The sequence below is a fragment of the Providencia sp. genome (genome assembly GCF_040396775.1).
Taxonomy (GTDB): domain Bacteria; phylum Pseudomonadota; class Gammaproteobacteria; order Enterobacterales; family Enterobacteriaceae; genus Providencia.
Genome location: NZ_JBEBNT010000003.1, coordinates 137,340 through 153,323, shown reverse-complemented (window position 1 = coordinate 153,323; position 15,984 = coordinate 137,340). Strand labels below are relative to the sequence as shown.

The following is a 15,984-nucleotide window of genomic DNA, read 5'->3' as shown; positions in this document are numbered from 1 at the left end:
AATAGGGTAATATTGTTGCACGTCTTTGTATTTAGGAATAACGTGAAAATAAAGGTAGCCCCAATTAATGAGCTACCTTGCTAATAAATATCAATGGTAAATTAACGGACAGTTAAGACAGAGATTTTTGAGTTTTGAATAACCATCGATGCGGTTGAGCCTAGGAAATAGGTCGACATCCCCGGTCTTCTTGAGCCTATTACGATCAAATCGGCTGAAATTTCTTCAGCAACACGTAAGATTTCATCTCTTGGTGTTCCCATTAACACTTGAGCACTGTACTTATTAGCTGGAATATTAAATTCTTTGATAATCTCAGCAAGTTGCTTAGTCACATTTTCTTGTTCGCTATCTGCTTTCTCGGCAAAGCCAAAACCCATCGTGGTATAGAAAGGAACGGTTGGAATAATGGCTAAAAAATGGATATGTGCACTTTCGTATTCAGCCAAATATTGGATATGTGACATAACAAGGTGAGCTAAACTTTTCTCTGTAATATCAATAGGTACTAAGATTTTTTTATACATGTTTTTCTCCAGCTTTCATTTAATGAGTCCATGCTGTAATCGAATTTAGAATTATAAGTAGATGCGGATTTATATTCGCCTGACATAAATATTAGGGATAAAGATCAATAGGCGAACAAGGCTAAATTTTGCATATTGATAATAGCTGATTAACAATATAAATACTTTGACGGCGGATTCATCTTAAGAAAGTTAATGGAAAAATTTCTGATATTTTTCATGCAGCTTGTGCTATTCAAATCGCCTTAGCTTTGCATTTTGATGGTGTTATTATATGATCCATTATAATTTATATACATTTCGTATTGTCGAGGGTGTTTTGGGGATCGTAAAAATTTCAGATGAACTGCATGATTATCTACGCCATGCAAGCCAAGTAATGTCACGCTCTATAAATTCGCAAGCCGAGTTTTGGATAAAAATAGGGATACAGGCGGAGTTAAATCCAGATAAGACATTTACAATGTTAATCAACGAGATGCTAGAAAAAGAGTTATCTGAGGTAAAAGGAAAAGTTCATGAATAATATTACAATTAAAACAGCAGAAGAAATTGAACTGATGCGTGAGTCAGGAAGACTATTGGCCCGTGTATTTAAAATGCTTGATTCAGTTATTGTACCGGGTATTTCGACCATGGAAATCAACGATAAAGTTGAACGTTATATTGTTGATGAACTACAGGCGCGTCCCGCGAGCAAAGGGCAATATGGCTATCAGTATGTGTTAAACACTTCATTAAATGAAGTGGTGTGCCATGGTGTACCTAAAACAGATGAGCTCTTAAAAAGTAAAGATATCATTAATGTTGATATTACGTTGGAAAAAAATGGCTTTATTGCTGATTCAAGTAAAATGTACGTCATGCCCGATGCCTCACCTCTCGCACGTAGGCTTGTTAAAGACACTTATGCGGCAATGTGGGAAGGGATCAAGCAAGTCAAGCCTGGCGCAACATTAGGCGATATTGGTTCTGCCATTCAACATTATGCAGAATCAAAAGGTTACAGTGTAGTTCGTGAGTACTGCGGGCATGGTATTGGCCGTGAAATGCATGAAGATCCGCAAGTACTGCATTACGGTGTTAAAGGAAAAGGGGTAGAGCTAAAAGAGGGGATGACTTTTACAATTGAGCCCATGATTAACCAAGGTGGTATGAAAATTAAAACGAAAAAAGATGGCTGGACGGTGGTTACAAGAGATAAAAAATTGTCGGCCCAATCGGAACATACCATTTTAGTGACAAAAGAGGGCTATGAAGTATTAACTTTACGTGATGAAGAGAAATAGTTTTTTTTAATAAATTTAAGCGTATTGAAATGAGTTTGCTTCTTATATTAGGGGCAAACTCATTTTTGTTTGCAGTAAGTCTTAACTATTGTCTTAGTGCAATCGCAATGCGATTAAATGCACTCATTAACCCAATGGCTATTGTTAAATCAGAAATCTGCACATCACTAAAATGGCGTTTTAGTTCATCAAATAAGCTATCAGGAGTGCCACTTCCAACAATATTAACAACCGCTTCAGTCCATGCTAGTGCAGCACGTTCTTGTGCACTAAAATGATGGCTTACTTGCCACCCTGCGAGAGTATCAATTTTTTTATTGCTTACGCCAGAATTACGTAAGGAGCTCGCATGCATATCAAGGCAGAATGCACAGCCATTTATTTGTGACACTCTTAAATAAACCAGTTCAACTAGTTCTTTACCTAATCCACTTTTATCGAGGGCGTTTTTACAATCAATGAGTCCTTTATAGGCTTCAGGAGATAATGTGCTATACGCTAATCTAAGTGCGCTCATGGGGTTTCCTCATATATTTAATCAGTAGATAAAATGCAAAGTACAGTAACAGCGATTGTTATGGCCTAATTTTAAGGTTATCTTGACCTACATGTAAGGGGCAAGAATTGCTAATTTAACTAGGACAAGTTTTAGGTAAATGTCATAGGGAGAGCGTATGTTTTTAAAAATTGATACCAATATTAATACACCTATTTACCTGCAAATATACCAGAGAATTCATGAGGGAATTAAAAGTGGCCAACTAAAAGCTGGGCAGCGTTTGCCCGCGGTAAGAGTATTAGCGAGTGAACTGAATGTTGCTCGAGGTACGATTGAATTAGCGTATCAACTATTAGTTAGTGAAGGGCTACTCGAAACAAAAGGGGCTAAAGGAACCTTTATTTCCCAAACGATAAAAAATCTCCCAACAAATCGTTCTAAAGAACCCGAAGGCCTGTATCTTGAGCAAAAAGCTTTCAATCAGACAGCCCCGACAAATAACTGTTCAAAACAAAACACTAATGGTTATACGGTTTTACCCTTTCAATTAGGTACTCCAGCGTTAGATGCGTTTCCTCATAAGTTATGGGCCAGAATTTCTGCAAGAATATTACGAGATAGCCATTTTGATTTGCTAAGTTACCCTGATGCTCAAGGATTAAGACAGTTAAGGGAAGGCCTTGCTCGTTATTTAATGATATCACGAGGAATTCACTGTTCCCCAGAACAAATATTTATCAGTTTTGGACATCGTGCAAGTTTACAATTAATTGCTCAAAGCTTATTTACAGCAGGGGATATCGGTTGGTTTGAGGAACCAGGTTACCATATAGCGCGTGATTTTTTACAGCAAATAGGGTTAAAGCTAATACCTATAAGTGTGGATGGACAAGGGATTAATGTTAAACAGGGAGTTGAAGCAGCACCAGCTGCTAAATTTGCACTCGTTACACCAACACACCAAAGTCCAACAAACGTCACATTAACTTTAGAACGCAGGCTAGCATTGCTTGAATGGGCAAACCAACAAGGTAGTTGGATCATTGAAGATGATTATGACGGTGAGTTTCATTATCAGGGGCGCCCATTACCTGCACTAAAAAGTCTGGATAGCGAAGAACGTGTCATTTACTGTGGGACGTTTAGCAAAGTATTGTATCCTGCATTACGTTTATCTTATATTGTTGTTCCTCCCACCTATCATGATCATTTCAATTCCACTGCAATGATAATGGGGAATCAATGCCCAAGTTGGCAGCAGGAAATCACCAGCACGTTTATTCAAGAAGGGCACTTTTCCCGTCATTTACGTAAAATGCGCGAGCTCTATCGGCAAAGAAGATCTTTTTTAATCGAGGCGATAAAAATAAAATTGAGTGATGTCTTTGAAGTGGAATTACAGGCTGGTGGCATGCATATTGTTGTCAAAATTATCAATGGAATTCCGGCAATTCAATTTTCTCAATTAGCCATATATCATGGGTTAAAAGTTGAAGCTTTAGATGATTGGTTGATAAATAAAAAAGAAAGTGATTGTTTATTATTGGGGTTTACCAATATAAAAGATAAGCAGGAATCTTTGATGTTATGCCATAAGTTAAATGAAATTAGCCATAATTTATTATCATGTGAAGAGCTCAAATAAAGAAAATCTGATTAACGTCAATGGAGTTTATTTGGCTTAAGTTTTGAGTTGGAGTGGTTTTTTATTATTAAATTTAACAAGATAAATTTAATTTAAAACTCTTTCATTAAGTTATCATAATAATTTTATTTTTTATTTATTTTAAATCAGTGGGTTAAATTAATTTTATTTGTTATGCATTTTTTGCATAAGATTAAGTCCATTTGCATTTCTCTTTAAGTTAAAAAAATGTAACTATCCAAGCCAGGCTCAAGAGTCGCATCCGATAAAAGGTTATAGCTCCAACTATAATTTTACATAAATAAAATAGGGGTACGAATGAACAGACATAAACTCATGAAACAAATTATGATAGCAATTGTGCTTGGTATTATATTAGGCTGGGGTTGTCATAATTATGCTGCATCAGTGGAAGAAGCAAAAGATATTGCATCTTATCTAAATATTATTACTGATGTATTTTTACGATTAATAAAGATGATTATCGCACCACTTGTTTTTGCTACGATTGTTTCGGGTATCCTTTCCATGGGAGGTTCATCTTCTGTTGGGAGTATTACTATTAAAGCCATGGTATGGTTTATTTCTGCCGCTGTTATTTCATTATTAATTGGCATGGTTTTTGTTAATGTTTTTCAACTCGGTGTGGGGCTAAATTTAACTGTCCCTGCCGTTGCTGTCGATAGTGGGTTAAATACCTCTGGCTTTACACTAAAAGCATTTATTACCCATATCTTTCCAAAAAGTTTTGCTGAAGCGATGGCAAACAATGAAATTTTACAAATATTAGTATTCTCTATCTTTTTCGGTTCAGGCCTTGCGTTTATCTGCAAAGATAAAAAAAGTCCAATTGTGACATTAATTGAAGATTTATCGCGCATCATGTTCCGCATTACAGACTATGTAATGAGCTTTGCACCAATTGCGGTATTTGCTGCAATTGCATCTGCGGTCACAGTTGAAGGCCTAGGCTTATTATACGACTACGGAAAATTAATTGGCCTTTTCTATGTTGCGTTAGCGGTATTATGGGGAGTGCTGTTCTTTGCTGGTTACGTATTCTTAGGTAAGTCTGTATTTAGTTTAGGAAAATTGATTCGCGAGCCTGTTGCGTTGGCTTTTGCAACGGCAAGTAGTGAATCTGCTTACCCAAAAACAATGGAAGCACTAACTCAATATGGTGTTCCCAAAAAAGTCACCAGCTTTGTTTTGCCGCTGGGTTATTCTTTTAACCTAGATGGATCGATGATGTACCAATCATTTGCGGTGTTATTTATTGCCAATGCGTATGGTATTGATTTGAGTATTACTGAACAAATTCTCATCTTGTTAACGCTGATGGTAACAAGTAAGGGGATGGCGGGGGTTGCTAGGGCTTCTATTGTAGTTGTTGCGGCAACACTACCAATGTTTAGCTTACCAGAAGCTGGAATACTATTGTTACTGGCGATTGACCAATTCCTAGATATGGGAAGAACTGCAACGAATGTGGTTGGTAACAGCATTTCTACGGCAGTTATTTCCAAGTTAGAAGAAAGAAAGGGCGGTTTAAAAGAAGATTTGGATGTGATACTTGATGAAAAAGTGACATCAACACCATAGAATTTAAGTTTGTTTAGTAATTGAAACCCTTCTGAGTTGGTTAACCTTAGAAGGGTTTTGTTTATTGAGATTAATAGCAAAATATTATTTACTTGTTTGATTGCGCATAAACTGCCAAAAACGTTCAGATGAAATATTGAGTCTTGCTTCTGTTCGATAGATATAAACCCCCATCGTGATGGAAAGCGTGCTATCTAGTATAGCGAGTTCACTTCTCTCAAGTTCATTTTTAATTGAAAAATCTGGCAACCAACCCACACCACTACCATTGAGCACCATACGTTTTAGGACGTCACTCATTGATGAGACAAATGATAATTCAAAAGGCAAATCGGTAGATTTGTCCATGAGTTGGTTGACTTGTCTCCCCATATAACTTTCATCGGTATATTTCATTAAAGGTAGGGTTTTGCCATCTAATGCAAAAATAGGTTTCTTATTTTTATCGCACAATGAAACGAGATGTAAACGGCTTTCAAGAATTTTCGCATGCAGAAATGGTGAGGACATTAATTCTTCGTTATAGAAGGATAAAATAAAATCACTTTGCCCTTCTTTTAGTTTATGAACTGCTTCATTAACATTAATGGACTCTACAAAGAAAATTTTATCGATATTTTGTGAGAACTGGGAAATGAAATCTGGAAGAAGAAAAACAGAAAGTGAATGTGCTGCTGAGATATTAATTTTTTGTTTATCGTTATCGATACCTTTAATTCTGTTTATTTGAAAATAGACATCATCAAGTAAGTTTCTAGCATAAACAATAAAACTTTTTCCTTGGGGGGTGAGCTGTAATGGATTAGTGTTTCTATCAAATATATCAAAGCCAACGGAGGACTCGATGGATTGAATTCTGCGACTAAAAGATGATTGAGATATATTTCTTTTCTCTGCGGCTAGAGTAAAACTGCGGCATTCTTCTAGTACAACAATATCGTGCAACCATTTAATTTCTAGATTACTGATCATTGCATCCTCTTATGATTATAGTTATTTATTTCCTATGCAAATTTAGCATAACTTATAGAAACTCTGCAATTACGAAAGGTGAACATTATGCGACTATATTATTAATTTGATGGGAGGAGTTATGAAAAAAATATTAGGTATGTTAGGGGGAATGGGACCAGGTGCAACAGCAGATGCATTTTCTAAATTAATCAATAACACTAAAGCATCTAAAGATCAGGAGCATATACCTGTCATCATTGTCTCTATTCCTGACATTCCAGATAGAACAGAAAATATTGTTTATGATGGGCCATCACCATTACCTGCGATGATTAATTCATTAAAAATACTTGAGGGTGCGGGAGTTTCTTGTATTGTTATGCCTTGTAATACAGCACATTATTGGTATGAGGAGTTAATGAAGGAAGTGAAAATCCCTTTTATTAGTATCATTGATTCAGCGTGTAAAACTATTATTAATAATAAAATTAAAAAAGTGGCTTTATTGGCAACAACAGCAACAATACGTACGAATTTATATCAAAATAAACTCAATCTTAATAATGTGGAATGTGTTGTTCCTGATGAAGTTAATCAATATAAAATAATGCAAAGTATTATAGCTTACAAAGCAGGAGATATTGATAAAGCGAAGGAGTTAATTTTTCCCTATATTAATATGCTAAAATCAGATGGTGTCAACAAGTTTGTGATGGGATGCACGGAGGTACCATTAATTTTAGATGAGCTAGTTGAAAAATCACCAGATGAATTTATTGATGCAACGGAAGCTTTAATAAAAGAGGCTATAGATTGGTATAATCTTAGAGATGAACGGTTTGAACAGGAAGTAACAAATGAAAATTATCACAAGTTAGTTTGATTTTTTTATAGCCAGCGCCAGGGTGTATTTTAAATGTAATTATTAATCTAATATACTAGCATTACTTTAGGTGTTTAATTTTTTTTATTTATGAATGGACGAATAAACTGAAGACCTATATATAACCAACAAGTTTGGGTTGTAAAATAAACACTTTTTCTTAATTTATTTGAAAGTTTAGGAGTTTTGTAACTTGTAGTTAGCGGGGGAGTAGCGACAATATGCGTTTTATTATAATTATTAGTTATTGTCAGATAGGGATCTACTCATGCAATTTAAATCGATGGTTAAATTGGTTATTGGTGCAGCGGTGCTGCTTGTTCTTGGGCTTATTGGTGTTAATTCATATACGATTGTTCAAGATGGGTCTGTAAAAGTCGGCACATTTTTAGGGAAAGTTGATCCTGTGGCATATGATGCCGGGCTGCACTTTCCTATTAACCCATTTACTAATTTCGACACATATTCAACGAAAGATATTCGTGTTTCATTAAAGGAACTTCGAGTCCCTTCGCAAGATAAATTAAAATCAATTGTTGATATCACCGTTATGCTGCAATTTGATGGTGCAAAAGCACCAGTCTTACGCATTAATGGTGGTACTGAAAGTGAGGCACTGGATAAATATGTGCGCCAAAAGCTGATCTCAACAATTTTAGAATTTGGTAAGGACGTGGCAAACGCCCAAGATCTTTATACCGCAGATACACAAAGGAAATTACAAGATTCCATTCGAGATGCAATTCAAGGCTATGCATCACCATATGGTTACACGATTAAAGAAATTATGATCCAAGATATTACCTTGCCGGAGGTGGTTCAGGAGCAAGTGGTTAATACTAAAATGCGCCAAGAGCAAATTAACCAAGCAAAAGCTGAAGCAGAAAAAGAACGTGAATTAGCACAGAAGAAAGTTGTTATTGCAGAAGCTGAGCGTGAGTCTGCGGAGCAACAAGCGATTGCTAGAGAGCGTAATGCCCAAGCAAATGCATTTGCGATGCGCCAAGAGGCGGATGCAAAATTATATGCAGCGCAAAAAGAATCAGAGTCTAATGCAATACTACAGCGTACAATCACCCGTGAAATGATCAATTGGAAACAGTTAGAGATTGAACAGATTAAAGCGCACAAATATAAAGGTGAAGTGCCTAATATTGTTGTTGGTGCTGATTACGATGGCAAAATGATTATGGATATGCGCAGTAGTCAATAATTTAGCCTGAAGAATGTTTTAAACAAAGGCCAGCTTTATGCAAAGTAGAGCTGGTTTTTTTATACGTAAAATAAGCATTATCGGCGCGAAGAGTTAGGCGAAAATGGAGTCTAATAGCCGCTATGATGATATTAAATGCAAAAACTCTGAGATGAAAGAGAAAAGGATGAGGCCAAAGTGATTGCAGTAAGCTCATGTTTATTGGAGTTTTGTGTAAGGTATGATGGGCAGCATCAACGCTATACTCCCTTAAAAGAACTCTATGATGAAGGTAAGGTGATAAGTATTTGCCCTGAAGTTCTTGGCGGGCTACCAACCCCCAGAGCACCCGCAGAAATAGTCGGTGGCAATGGCGAAGATGTCTTATTAGGACAAGCTAAGGTTATCGATAGCCAAGGCTTTGATGTTACCGAGGCTTTTGTTAGAGGTGCGGAAATAGCACTCAAAAGAGTGCAAGATTTAAATATCAGTCTTGTTGTTCTTAAAGCGAATAGTCCATCTTGCGGAAGCCAACAGATTTATAGTGGTGAGTTCAATGGTTCACTAAAAACAGGCATGGGAGTTTGTGCTGCATTATTTAAACAAAATAATATTCAAATTTTGGATGAAAACGCGCCAAATTTAATCCCAGTGGTTAACGCATTACTAGATAATGCAACGTAGAAATAGCGTTAGGTAATTTATGATACAAATCCGTGCTGTTGATAAATTCAATTTTTGGGATGTTGGGGAATTAACCTCTAATACGGATGGCATTGCTACTGTTTTAGAGGAGTATGTGTGTTGCAATGCATTTTCAATTGCTGAATCTCATTTTTACCCTGAGTATAAACCACATGCGCTTTATCAGGGAGATGTATTGATAGGCTTTTTTATGTATAAAATATTAGAAGATAAACCCCAAGAAGCATTTATTTGTCGCTTTATGTTAGACCATAAATTTATTGGACAAGGGCTAGGTAATCAATCTTTCTTTGCAATTGTCGAATACCTTAAAGGAACAGGGGTAAAAAGAATTTCTTTGGGCTTAGATGATGAAAATCATATTGCCAAAAAAGTTTATATGAACCATGGTTTTAAATTTACCGATAAGATTGTGGATGGTGAGCAGGTTTATGCTGTAGAGTTTTAACGAGTCAATTTGATTTTTTATAAAACTGGCTATAGTTTTCCATGATGATAATTAAAGACAAAAATACTATGGATACGTAATGAAAAAACAGTTTATTGTGATTAAGAGCCATACATCTGAGTATCCTAACCCCATCTATTTTTCAGCGGGAGACCTGCTGGTGGTGGGCGAAAAATACGTAGGCGATGAAGGTTGGGACAATTGGTATTATTGCTCATTTAATGGTTTAAGTGGTTGGGTTCCGAAGCAATTAATTGAGTTGACTAGCGCAGCTACAGGGATTGCTAAAGAAAACTACAGTGCTTTGGAACTGAACGTAGAAATATCGGAACAGATCATTGGATATCAAAAAACCAATGGTTGGGTTTGGTGTGAAAAATTAGATTCACAAGAGCAAGGTTGGCTCCCTGAATTAAATCTACAAGAAATCTAGAGAATAAATTCTCTTTTATAAAGTTGGGGCAAAATTCCTCTGAAAGTGTCAATATTGAATTAATCACCCTTATTGGGACGAATTTCAGACTATTTTAAATTGTTGGTCTTCAACCATTTATTCTCATTTCAATAAAAGGCGTATCTTTTTCGTCTGAAAAAGTAACATGATAATATCGGCACAATATATATCCCGCTTTCTTTTTAACTTTAAGTGAAATTAATGTTTTTTAATGCTAAATGAAAAGCAAGTCACACTGAAAATTATACACTTTAAGTCATTACTAGATAGTGAAATAGTGCTTTTATCCAAATATATCATATGACCATATGTTCACTAGATAGTTATCTCGTAATCATGGTATATCATCAGGAAATAAATCTGATGAGTTAAAATGATGTTTAATATCTCTGAGTTGATTAATGATTCGCCAATAGATTCGATTCTTTTATTTGTTATCACGTTTGTTTTATTAATTTTATCTGCTTACATTGGTAAATATATTTTTAAGCGTAAGTCGGCTCATGAAGAAGTTGCAGATGATGAAGCTAAAATTATTCTGGGAGCAATTTTATCACTACTAGGTTTACTGATTGGCTTTGTGCTCTCTATTTCTATTAATGGCTATAACAACCGCCAACAAACAGAGGAAAACGAAGCCATCGCGATTGGTACTGCGTATCAACGTGCTCAGTTATTGAATGCTGACGATAGAAATAATGCATCCCAGCTTCTTCAGCAATATTTAGAAGCACGTATTGAGTTTTTCAAATCAGGGATTAGTGATGAAAATAGTCAATGGCGGATGGTTTCGCTGGAGAAACAAAACCAACTTTGGGAAATCGCGGTCAAAGAAGCAAATCAATCGCCAAACCCAGTTGTCGCTTCAGTATTAACCGCATTTAGCGATCTTTATCTTTACCAGCAAAAGACCATGGCAAGCTGGCGACACCAAATTCCGAATGCAACTTGGCTTCTTCTCATCTTTTTTGCTATCTGCTCGAATGTCCTTATTGGTTATAACATTCGCGGTACTAAAGGGAAAAATTGTCTGATCCTCATTCTACCCTCACTAACCACCTTGGCATTATTTATGATTGCAGAAATTGATGTGCCGGGAGAAGGGATGATCCACGTCGTTCCTGACGACTTAGTTTTATTGCAGGAATTTTTATTTAAGGATGGTGCGTGGTTGGGAAAGTAGAATAAAAGTAAAACTCCCCAAGTAAAATAGCTTGGGGAGTTTGTTAGATTAGCGAACGATAATACCTAATAAAATTCCGATGGCACCAAAGTCAGCATCACTAAATGTGGTGTTTGCGATACCAATATCCCCAAGTACAGGTAATAAGAATACAGGTAAGAAGGTGATTAATAAGCCTTGCGCAAATGCACCTAAAATAGCGCCGCGGCGGCCGCCTGTCGCGTTACCAAATACCCCAGCAGCAGCACCGACAAAGAAATGTGGTACGACGCCAGGGATAATCACGGTCATATTCAGGGCATATAGTACGAACATACCAATGACACCAGCTGCAAAGCTACTCAAGAAACCGACTAATACCGCATTTGGGGCATAAGGAAATACCACTGGACAGTCTAATGCAGGTTTTGCATTTGGGACTAGTTTGTCTGAGATCCCTTTAAATGCAGGAACAATTTCAGCAATAACCATACGCACACCTTGCAGGATAATGTATACCCCAGCAGCGAACGTAATTGATTGCATTAATGAGAACATAAACCAGTTTTTGCCACCACTCACTTCACGTACAAAATCACCGCCCGCAAATAAGCAAGTAATGATAAAGATAATGAACATGGTGAACGAAATAGCCACTGGTGTATCACGCAGGAATAGTAAGCTTTTTGGCACATTCATGTCTTCAGTCGAATGCTCTTTATTACCAAATTTGCTACCAATAAACCCAGCTAAAACATAAGAGATGGTTGAGAAATGGCCAATGGCAACATCATCAGAACCGGTGACTTTTTTCATATATGGGTGTGCAATGGCAGGGAAGAACACCATACAGAAACCCACAATTAAAGAACCAACAGTCACTAGCATTGTTCCTTCCATCCCAGCGGTTGCTAGAATAACGGCAATCATCATCGACATGAATAATGTGTGGTGACCCGTTAGGAAGATGAATTTCCATGGTGTTAAGCGCGCAATCAAGATATTGATTAACATCGCAAAGAACATGATCATCGCCATCTCACGGCCAAAGCTTTTTTGTGCGATAGACACAATTGCTTCGTTGTTAGGTACTACGCCGTTGATGCCAAAAGCATGCTGGAAGATGGCAGAGAAATCACCTAATGAGCTAACAACTAAGCCTGCACCTGCACCTAAAATCACAAAACCCATGATGGTTTTAATGGTGCCTTTAATGCATTCAGTTACTGGTTTTTTCTGGGCAATCAGACCGATAAGGGCAATAAGACCAACTAAAATAGCAGGCTCAGATAAAACATCCTGCATCAGAAAACGAAAAAATGACATAGATCCTCCGTTTACATCGCACCAAGTTTTTGTAATGCAACGGTGAGACGCTCTTTCATGGCAACTTTATCAATCATGTTTTCCAGTGCGACGATTTCACCACCCACTTGTTGAGCAACAAGCTGCTCAGCAATATCACTTGTGCCAACAAAAATATCGCTAACTGTACCTTTTGCTGATCCTAAATCCACATGGTCAACTTCAGCGCTGACTTGCATGTCTTTTAAAATATTTTTGATGCTCATTTCCATCATTAAACTGGTACCTAATCCATTTCCACAAACAACGGTGATTTTCATAATGTTTACCTTAATATTAAATTATTCGTATTTAGCGATGATTTTAAGAATGTCATCGACGTTTTCTGATTGCATGAGGCTGTCAATATCTTCTTGATTATCAAAAAGTTCAGCAAGTTTTGCGATAGCGCCGATATGGCTATTGCTGTCTGTCGCGGCAAGAACGATAAGCAATCTGATTGGGTCATTACCTTCTGAACCAAATTCTACGCCTTGTTTAATCACGGTTAAGCCAAGGGATAGCTGGTTTACCCCATCTTCAGGACGAGCATGGGGCATGGCAATACCTGGGCCTAAGACATAATAAGGACCAATCTTTTCATGTGATTTGATAATCGCATCAATATATTGCGGTTCGATTAATTTATGGTTAATTAATGGTTTACAGGCGATTTTGATCGCATCTTGCCAATCTGTGGCACTTTCGACGACCTGAATAACGTTCGAGGTCAGTAAAGTCGTAAGCATCGGGTTGCTCCTGGTTGGTTAAATTTTTATCTTTTTAATGGTTGAGTGAATAGTAGTGATCTATGGTAGCGCTATCTAGCTGATTTGTTCATTTTCGTGATAGCGCTATCATTTTGAATAAATATTGCGAACAAAGGCTAAATGAATGGACTTGTAAGCTGATTAACAAATTCAACCTGTGCTAAGTTAATGCCGTTGAATAATAAGTTTAGGCTAAATAAAAGTATTACATGCAAAAAACACGAAAAAGAAAAAATACTGGGCGAGTGACGTTACAGGATGTGGCTAAATACGCGGGCGTTGGGTCTATGACGGTGTCGCGTGCTTTGCGAACGCCTGAGCTAGTCTCAGATAATCTGCGTGAAAAGATTAACGCAGCTGTTGAGGAGCTTGGGTATATCCCTAATTCTGCCGCAGGAATTTTAGCATCAGGGCAAAGTCGAACTGTCGCAGTATTAATCCCTTCTTTGCGTGATAATGCGAGTTCAGTTTTTCTGCAAGCATTACAAGAAGTACTGAATAAAAATAATTACCAAGTGGTTATTGGTAGCCATGATTATCAGCAGAAAAAAGAATCAGAAGTTCTATCAACCTTATTGCAAAGTAACCCTGCGGCACTAATTATATTTGGTGCAGTTAATTCACAAAGTGTTTTTAACTATCTTAAAAATTTAGATATTCCAGTTATTAACGCAGCAGGGGAATCGAGCCATCCTGTTACTTTAAATATTAAAAGTAATATCGGTGAAGCGGTTAATTTCTTAACGCATTTTTTGCTGCAAAAAGGTTATAAAAAAATAGGTTATATCGGGGCTCAGATGGACAGCAAAATGCAAAGCCAACAACTGAGTGGTTGGAATAAGGCGATGCTGACTTATAATCAAAGTGCGGAACAAAGTATAACAACGCCGTATGTCGCAACAATGGACTTTGGTCGTCAGGCAATTAGTGAAATGCTGACACGGCAACCGGAACTTGAAGCTGTTATTTGCAGTCATGAAATGATAGCGCTAGGTGTGCTTTTTGAGTGCCAAAGACGGTTAATTAAAGTGCCAAAAATGCTAGCACTCGCTTGTGTAGAAGGTTCATCAAATTGTGACCATATTCAACCGTCACTCACCTCTGTTCGTATTGATTACAGTAAAATGGCGCGAGAGACCGCTAAAAAATTACAGAAGTGGTTAGCCGACCCTGACACTGATTTTTCAGAGACCCAAGAAGAGATTATTTTTCCCTACAAATTTGAAGCCAGACAAAGTGCATAAAATATAACTCATCAGCTTAAATTCACGTTTCAATATGAAATTTAATGCTCTAGTCGACAAAATATAGTGGTGTAAATCACTTTTTGATGAAAAACAGGATTGTTTTTTTGTATCTCGAAATAAGATTGTCGACTGGGTCACGGCATCCTATTTATTCCCTGCTAATGTATAAAGAGGGCAGTTAACTGCTTGTATATTAGAAGTCTATTCCTCGATGAATTCATTGAGCTATTACTGGGGAGTCATTATGAAATTTCTTAAAACTGTTATCTCAACTGCGATTTTAGTTTCTTGTAGTGTGAGTGCTGCAACGACAGGTTCTGAAGTCTTAAAAGTACAAGATGGTGGTACACCGAATAAAGTCTACAAAGCCAATAAACCGGCCATTAAAGTCGCCACTTACAATATTGGCAAAAATGAATTAGCCCAAGATGTGGCGAATTTAGATAATTTAAGTAAAGCCATTGGTAAGATAGACGCAGACGTTATTGTTTTAACTGAGGTTGATAATAAAACGGCACGCAGTAAAAAAGTTCACCAGCTAGAAGAAATTGCAAAAGCAAATAAGATGGATTTTGCTTTTGGTAAGGCATTGGATTTCGATGGTGGTGAATATGGCGTCGGAATTTTATCAAAATATAAGATAGAGAAATCCCAAGTTGTTAATTTACCATCAGGTGATGCAGAGCAGCGTGTAGTATTAATTTCACAGATAACTAAGCCAGGTTTTGATGCCCCGATTATTGTGATGGGAACACACCTTGATTGGCAAAAAGACCCGACCATTCGTATTGGTCAAGTGCGTCATATTTTAGATGCGAGTATTGGTGATACAGATACAGGCTTTGATAATATCGCAGCCTCAATAAAAATATTAGCAGGGGACTTTAATTCCACGGCGAATGAGCAACCTATTCAAGAAATTCGTTATATGTGGAATCCTGTCGAGAAGCAAGGGGTAGATTATCGTAGTTGGCCAGCAGTAAACCCAGCGATTGATATAGACCATATTTTTACATTTAAAGGCCAAGTATGGGATGTGAAGAACATGCAGATCCCAACAGATAGCAAAGAATTCCAATGGTCGAGCGTTAGCGACCATCTTCCAATTATTGCTGAGCTAGAATTACAAGAGCAATAAATAAACACGATGTTTAAGATTAGGCCTCAATGTGGGGCCTGTTTTTAAGGTTTAATAATATGAAATAAAGGGATTGTTTCTATTGATATTTTTATATCGAAAATCTCACCATATTTTATGGTAAG

Annotated in this window: 18 protein-coding genes; 12 read left to right on the top strand and 6 right to left on the bottom strand. The window is 37.0% G+C overall.

The features are described 5' to 3' along the window. Window positions 1–101: 101 nt before the first annotated feature. Window positions 102–527 (bottom strand): universal stress protein, encoded by a 426-nt coding sequence (locus ABWP91_RS05220; protein WP_353242360.1) that lies wholly within the window; start codon window positions 525–527, stop codon window positions 102–104. A 319-nt stretch (window positions 528–846) separates the two neighbouring features. Between ABWP91_RS05220 and ABWP91_RS05215 the strand changes: the two genes are divergently transcribed. Continuing rightward, a complete protein-coding gene (locus ABWP91_RS05215; protein WP_273804655.1) occupies window positions 847–1,053 on the top strand; it encodes a ParD-like family protein in 207 nt (68 codons plus the stop codon). Continuing rightward, entirely contained in the window at window positions 1,046–1,816 is a 771-nt protein-coding gene (gene map / locus ABWP91_RS05210; protein ID WP_353242359.1) for a type I methionyl aminopeptidase, read from the top strand. The genes ABWP91_RS05215 and map overlap by 8 nt, the downstream gene beginning before the upstream one ends. Window positions 1,817–1,901: 85 nt before the next feature. On the opposite strand, the gene ABWP91_RS05205 is transcribed toward map, so the two are convergent. Continuing rightward, on the bottom strand, window positions 1,902–2,333 hold the full coding sequence (locus ABWP91_RS05205; RefSeq protein ID WP_353242358.1) for a carboxymuconolactone decarboxylase family protein: 432 nt from the start codon (window positions 2,331–2,333) through the stop codon (window positions 1,902–1,904). A 157-nt stretch (window positions 2,334–2,490) separates the two neighbouring features. Between ABWP91_RS05205 and pdxR the strand changes: the two genes are divergently transcribed. Both pdxR and ABWP91_RS05195 read left to right on the top strand, forming a co-directional pair. Continuing rightward, window positions 2,491–3,960 (top strand): MocR-like pyridoxine biosynthesis transcription factor PdxR, encoded by a 1,470-nt coding sequence (gene pdxR, locus ABWP91_RS05200; protein WP_353242357.1) that lies wholly within the window; start codon window positions 2,491–2,493, stop codon window positions 3,958–3,960. Window positions 3,961–4,278: 318 nt separating this feature from the next. After that, window positions 4,279–5,562, top strand: a complete 1,284-nt coding sequence (locus ABWP91_RS05195; protein WP_353242356.1) for a dicarboxylate/amino acid:cation symporter — start codon at window positions 4,279–4,281, stop codon at window positions 5,560–5,562. Between the two features lie 84 nt (window positions 5,563–5,646). On the opposite strand, the gene ABWP91_RS05190 is transcribed toward ABWP91_RS05195, so the two are convergent. Then, the gene (locus tag ABWP91_RS05190; RefSeq protein WP_353242355.1) at window positions 5,647–6,534 is read right to left on the bottom strand and encodes a LysR substrate-binding domain-containing protein; all 888 of its coding nucleotides are present in this window, start codon (window positions 6,532–6,534) and stop codon (window positions 5,647–5,649) included. A 121-nt stretch (window positions 6,535–6,655) separates the two neighbouring features. On the opposite strand from ABWP91_RS05190, the gene cuyB reads away from it, so the two are divergent. The 6 genes from cuyB to ABWP91_RS05160 all read left to right on the top strand — a co-directional run bounded on the left by cuyB (window position 6,656) and on the right by ABWP91_RS05160 (window position 11,381). Then, a complete protein-coding gene (gene cuyB / locus ABWP91_RS05185) occupies window positions 6,656–7,399 on the top strand; it encodes a cysteate racemase (protein WP_353242354.1) in 744 nt (247 codons plus the stop codon). Between the two features lie 268 nt (window positions 7,400–7,667). Beyond that, on the top strand, window positions 7,668–8,612 hold the full coding sequence (locus ABWP91_RS05180; protein WP_353242353.1) for an SPFH domain-containing protein: 945 nt from the start codon (window positions 7,668–7,670) through the stop codon (window positions 8,610–8,612). A 177-nt stretch (window positions 8,613–8,789) separates the two neighbouring features. Next, window positions 8,790–9,275, top strand: a complete 486-nt coding sequence (locus tag ABWP91_RS05175; RefSeq protein WP_353242352.1) for a 2-thiouracil desulfurase family protein — start codon at window positions 8,790–8,792, stop codon at window positions 9,273–9,275. Window positions 9,276–9,294: 19 nt separating this feature from the next. Beyond that, window positions 9,295–9,744: a GNAT family N-acetyltransferase gene (locus ABWP91_RS05170; protein WP_353242351.1), complete on the top strand. Its 450-nt coding sequence runs from the start codon at window positions 9,295–9,297 to the stop codon at window positions 9,742–9,744. 79 nt (window positions 9,745–9,823) lie between these two features. After that, window positions 9,824–10,177 (top strand): SH3 domain-containing protein, encoded by a 354-nt coding sequence (locus tag ABWP91_RS05165; RefSeq protein ID WP_353242350.1) that lies wholly within the window; start codon window positions 9,824–9,826, stop codon window positions 10,175–10,177. 397 nt (window positions 10,178–10,574) lie between these two features. After that, window positions 10,575–11,381, top strand: coding sequence for a bestrophin-like domain (locus tag ABWP91_RS05160; RefSeq protein ID WP_353242565.1), 807 nt, complete (start codon window positions 10,575–10,577; stop codon window positions 11,379–11,381). A 48-nt stretch (window positions 11,382–11,429) separates the two neighbouring features. Here the strand turns inward: ABWP91_RS05160 and ulaA are convergent, their stop codons facing one another. From ulaA to ABWP91_RS05145, 3 genes are read right to left on the bottom strand one after another with little or no spacing between them, the layout of a single operon-like run. Further along, a complete protein-coding gene (gene ulaA, locus ABWP91_RS05155) occupies window positions 11,430–12,686 on the bottom strand; it encodes a PTS ascorbate transporter subunit IIC (RefSeq protein ID WP_353242349.1) in 1,257 nt (418 codons plus the stop codon). A gap of 11 nt (window positions 12,687–12,697) precedes the next feature. Continuing rightward, window positions 12,698–12,985 carry a PTS sugar transporter subunit IIB gene (locus ABWP91_RS05150; protein ID WP_219248895.1) on the bottom strand — a complete coding sequence of 96 codons (288 nt, stop codon included), beginning with the start codon at window positions 12,983–12,985 and terminating at the stop codon, window positions 12,698–12,700. A gap of 21 nt (window positions 12,986–13,006) precedes the next feature. After that, a complete protein-coding gene (locus ABWP91_RS05145) occupies window positions 13,007–13,453 on the bottom strand; it encodes a PTS sugar transporter subunit IIA (RefSeq protein ID WP_353242348.1) in 447 nt (148 codons plus the stop codon). A 230-nt stretch (window positions 13,454–13,683) separates the two neighbouring features. On the opposite strand from ABWP91_RS05145, the gene ABWP91_RS05140 reads away from it, so the two are divergent. Next, the gene (locus tag ABWP91_RS05140) at window positions 13,684–14,718 is read left to right on the top strand and encodes a LacI family DNA-binding transcriptional regulator (RefSeq protein WP_353242347.1); all 1,035 of its coding nucleotides are present in this window, start codon (window positions 13,684–13,686) and stop codon (window positions 14,716–14,718) included. 247 nt (window positions 14,719–14,965) lie between these two features. Further along, a complete protein-coding gene (locus ABWP91_RS05135; RefSeq protein WP_353242346.1) occupies window positions 14,966–15,859 on the top strand; it encodes an endonuclease/exonuclease/phosphatase family protein in 894 nt (297 codons plus the stop codon). Window positions 15,860–15,984 lie beyond the last annotated feature (125 nt).

Excerpts from the sequence above, each read along its gene's own strand:
- ABWP91_RS05145 (WP_353242348.1), bottom strand. The coding sequence starts at position 13,453 with ATGCTTACGACTTTACTGACCTCGAACGTTATTCAGGTCGTCGAAAGT.
- ABWP91_RS05220 (WP_353242360.1), bottom strand. The coding sequence starts at position 527 with ATGTATAAAAAAATCTTAGTACCTATTGATATTACAGAGAAAAGTTTA.
- cuyB (WP_353242354.1), top strand. The coding sequence starts at position 6,656 with ATGAAAAAAATATTAGGTATGTTAGGGGGAATGGGACCAGGTGCAACA.
- map (WP_353242359.1), top strand. The coding sequence starts at position 1,046 with ATGAATAATATTACAATTAAAACAGCAGAAGAAATTGAACTGATGCGT.
- ulaA (WP_353242349.1), bottom strand. The coding sequence starts at position 12,686 with ATGTCATTTTTTCGTTTTCTGATGCAGGATGTTTTATCTGAGCCTGCT.
- ABWP91_RS05205 (WP_353242358.1), bottom strand. The coding sequence starts at position 2,333 with ATGAGCGCACTTAGATTAGCGTATAGCACATTATCTCCTGAAGCCTAT.
- ABWP91_RS05135 (WP_353242346.1), top strand. The coding sequence starts at position 14,966 with ATGAAATTTCTTAAAACTGTTATCTCAACTGCGATTTTAGTTTCTTGT.
- pdxR (WP_353242357.1), top strand. The coding sequence starts at position 2,491 with ATGTTTTTAAAAATTGATACCAATATTAATACACCTATTTACCTGCAA.
- ABWP91_RS05195 (WP_353242356.1), top strand. The coding sequence starts at position 4,279 with ATGAACAGACATAAACTCATGAAACAAATTATGATAGCAATTGTGCTT.
- ABWP91_RS05140 (WP_353242347.1), top strand. The coding sequence starts at position 13,684 with ATGCAAAAAACACGAAAAAGAAAAAATACTGGGCGAGTGACGTTACAG.
- ABWP91_RS05170 (WP_353242351.1), top strand. The coding sequence starts at position 9,295 with ATGATACAAATCCGTGCTGTTGATAAATTCAATTTTTGGGATGTTGGG.
- ABWP91_RS05180 (WP_353242353.1), top strand. The coding sequence starts at position 7,668 with ATGCAATTTAAATCGATGGTTAAATTGGTTATTGGTGCAGCGGTGCTG.
- ABWP91_RS05165 (WP_353242350.1), top strand. The coding sequence starts at position 9,824 with ATGAAAAAACAGTTTATTGTGATTAAGAGCCATACATCTGAGTATCCT.
- ABWP91_RS05190 (WP_353242355.1), bottom strand. The coding sequence starts at position 6,534 with ATGATCAGTAATCTAGAAATTAAATGGTTGCACGATATTGTTGTACTA.
- ABWP91_RS05150 (WP_219248895.1), bottom strand. The coding sequence starts at position 12,985 with ATGAAAATCACCGTTGTTTGTGGAAATGGATTAGGTACCAGTTTAATG.
- ABWP91_RS05160 (WP_353242565.1), top strand. The coding sequence starts at position 10,575 with ATGTTTAATATCTCTGAGTTGATTAATGATTCGCCAATAGATTCGATT.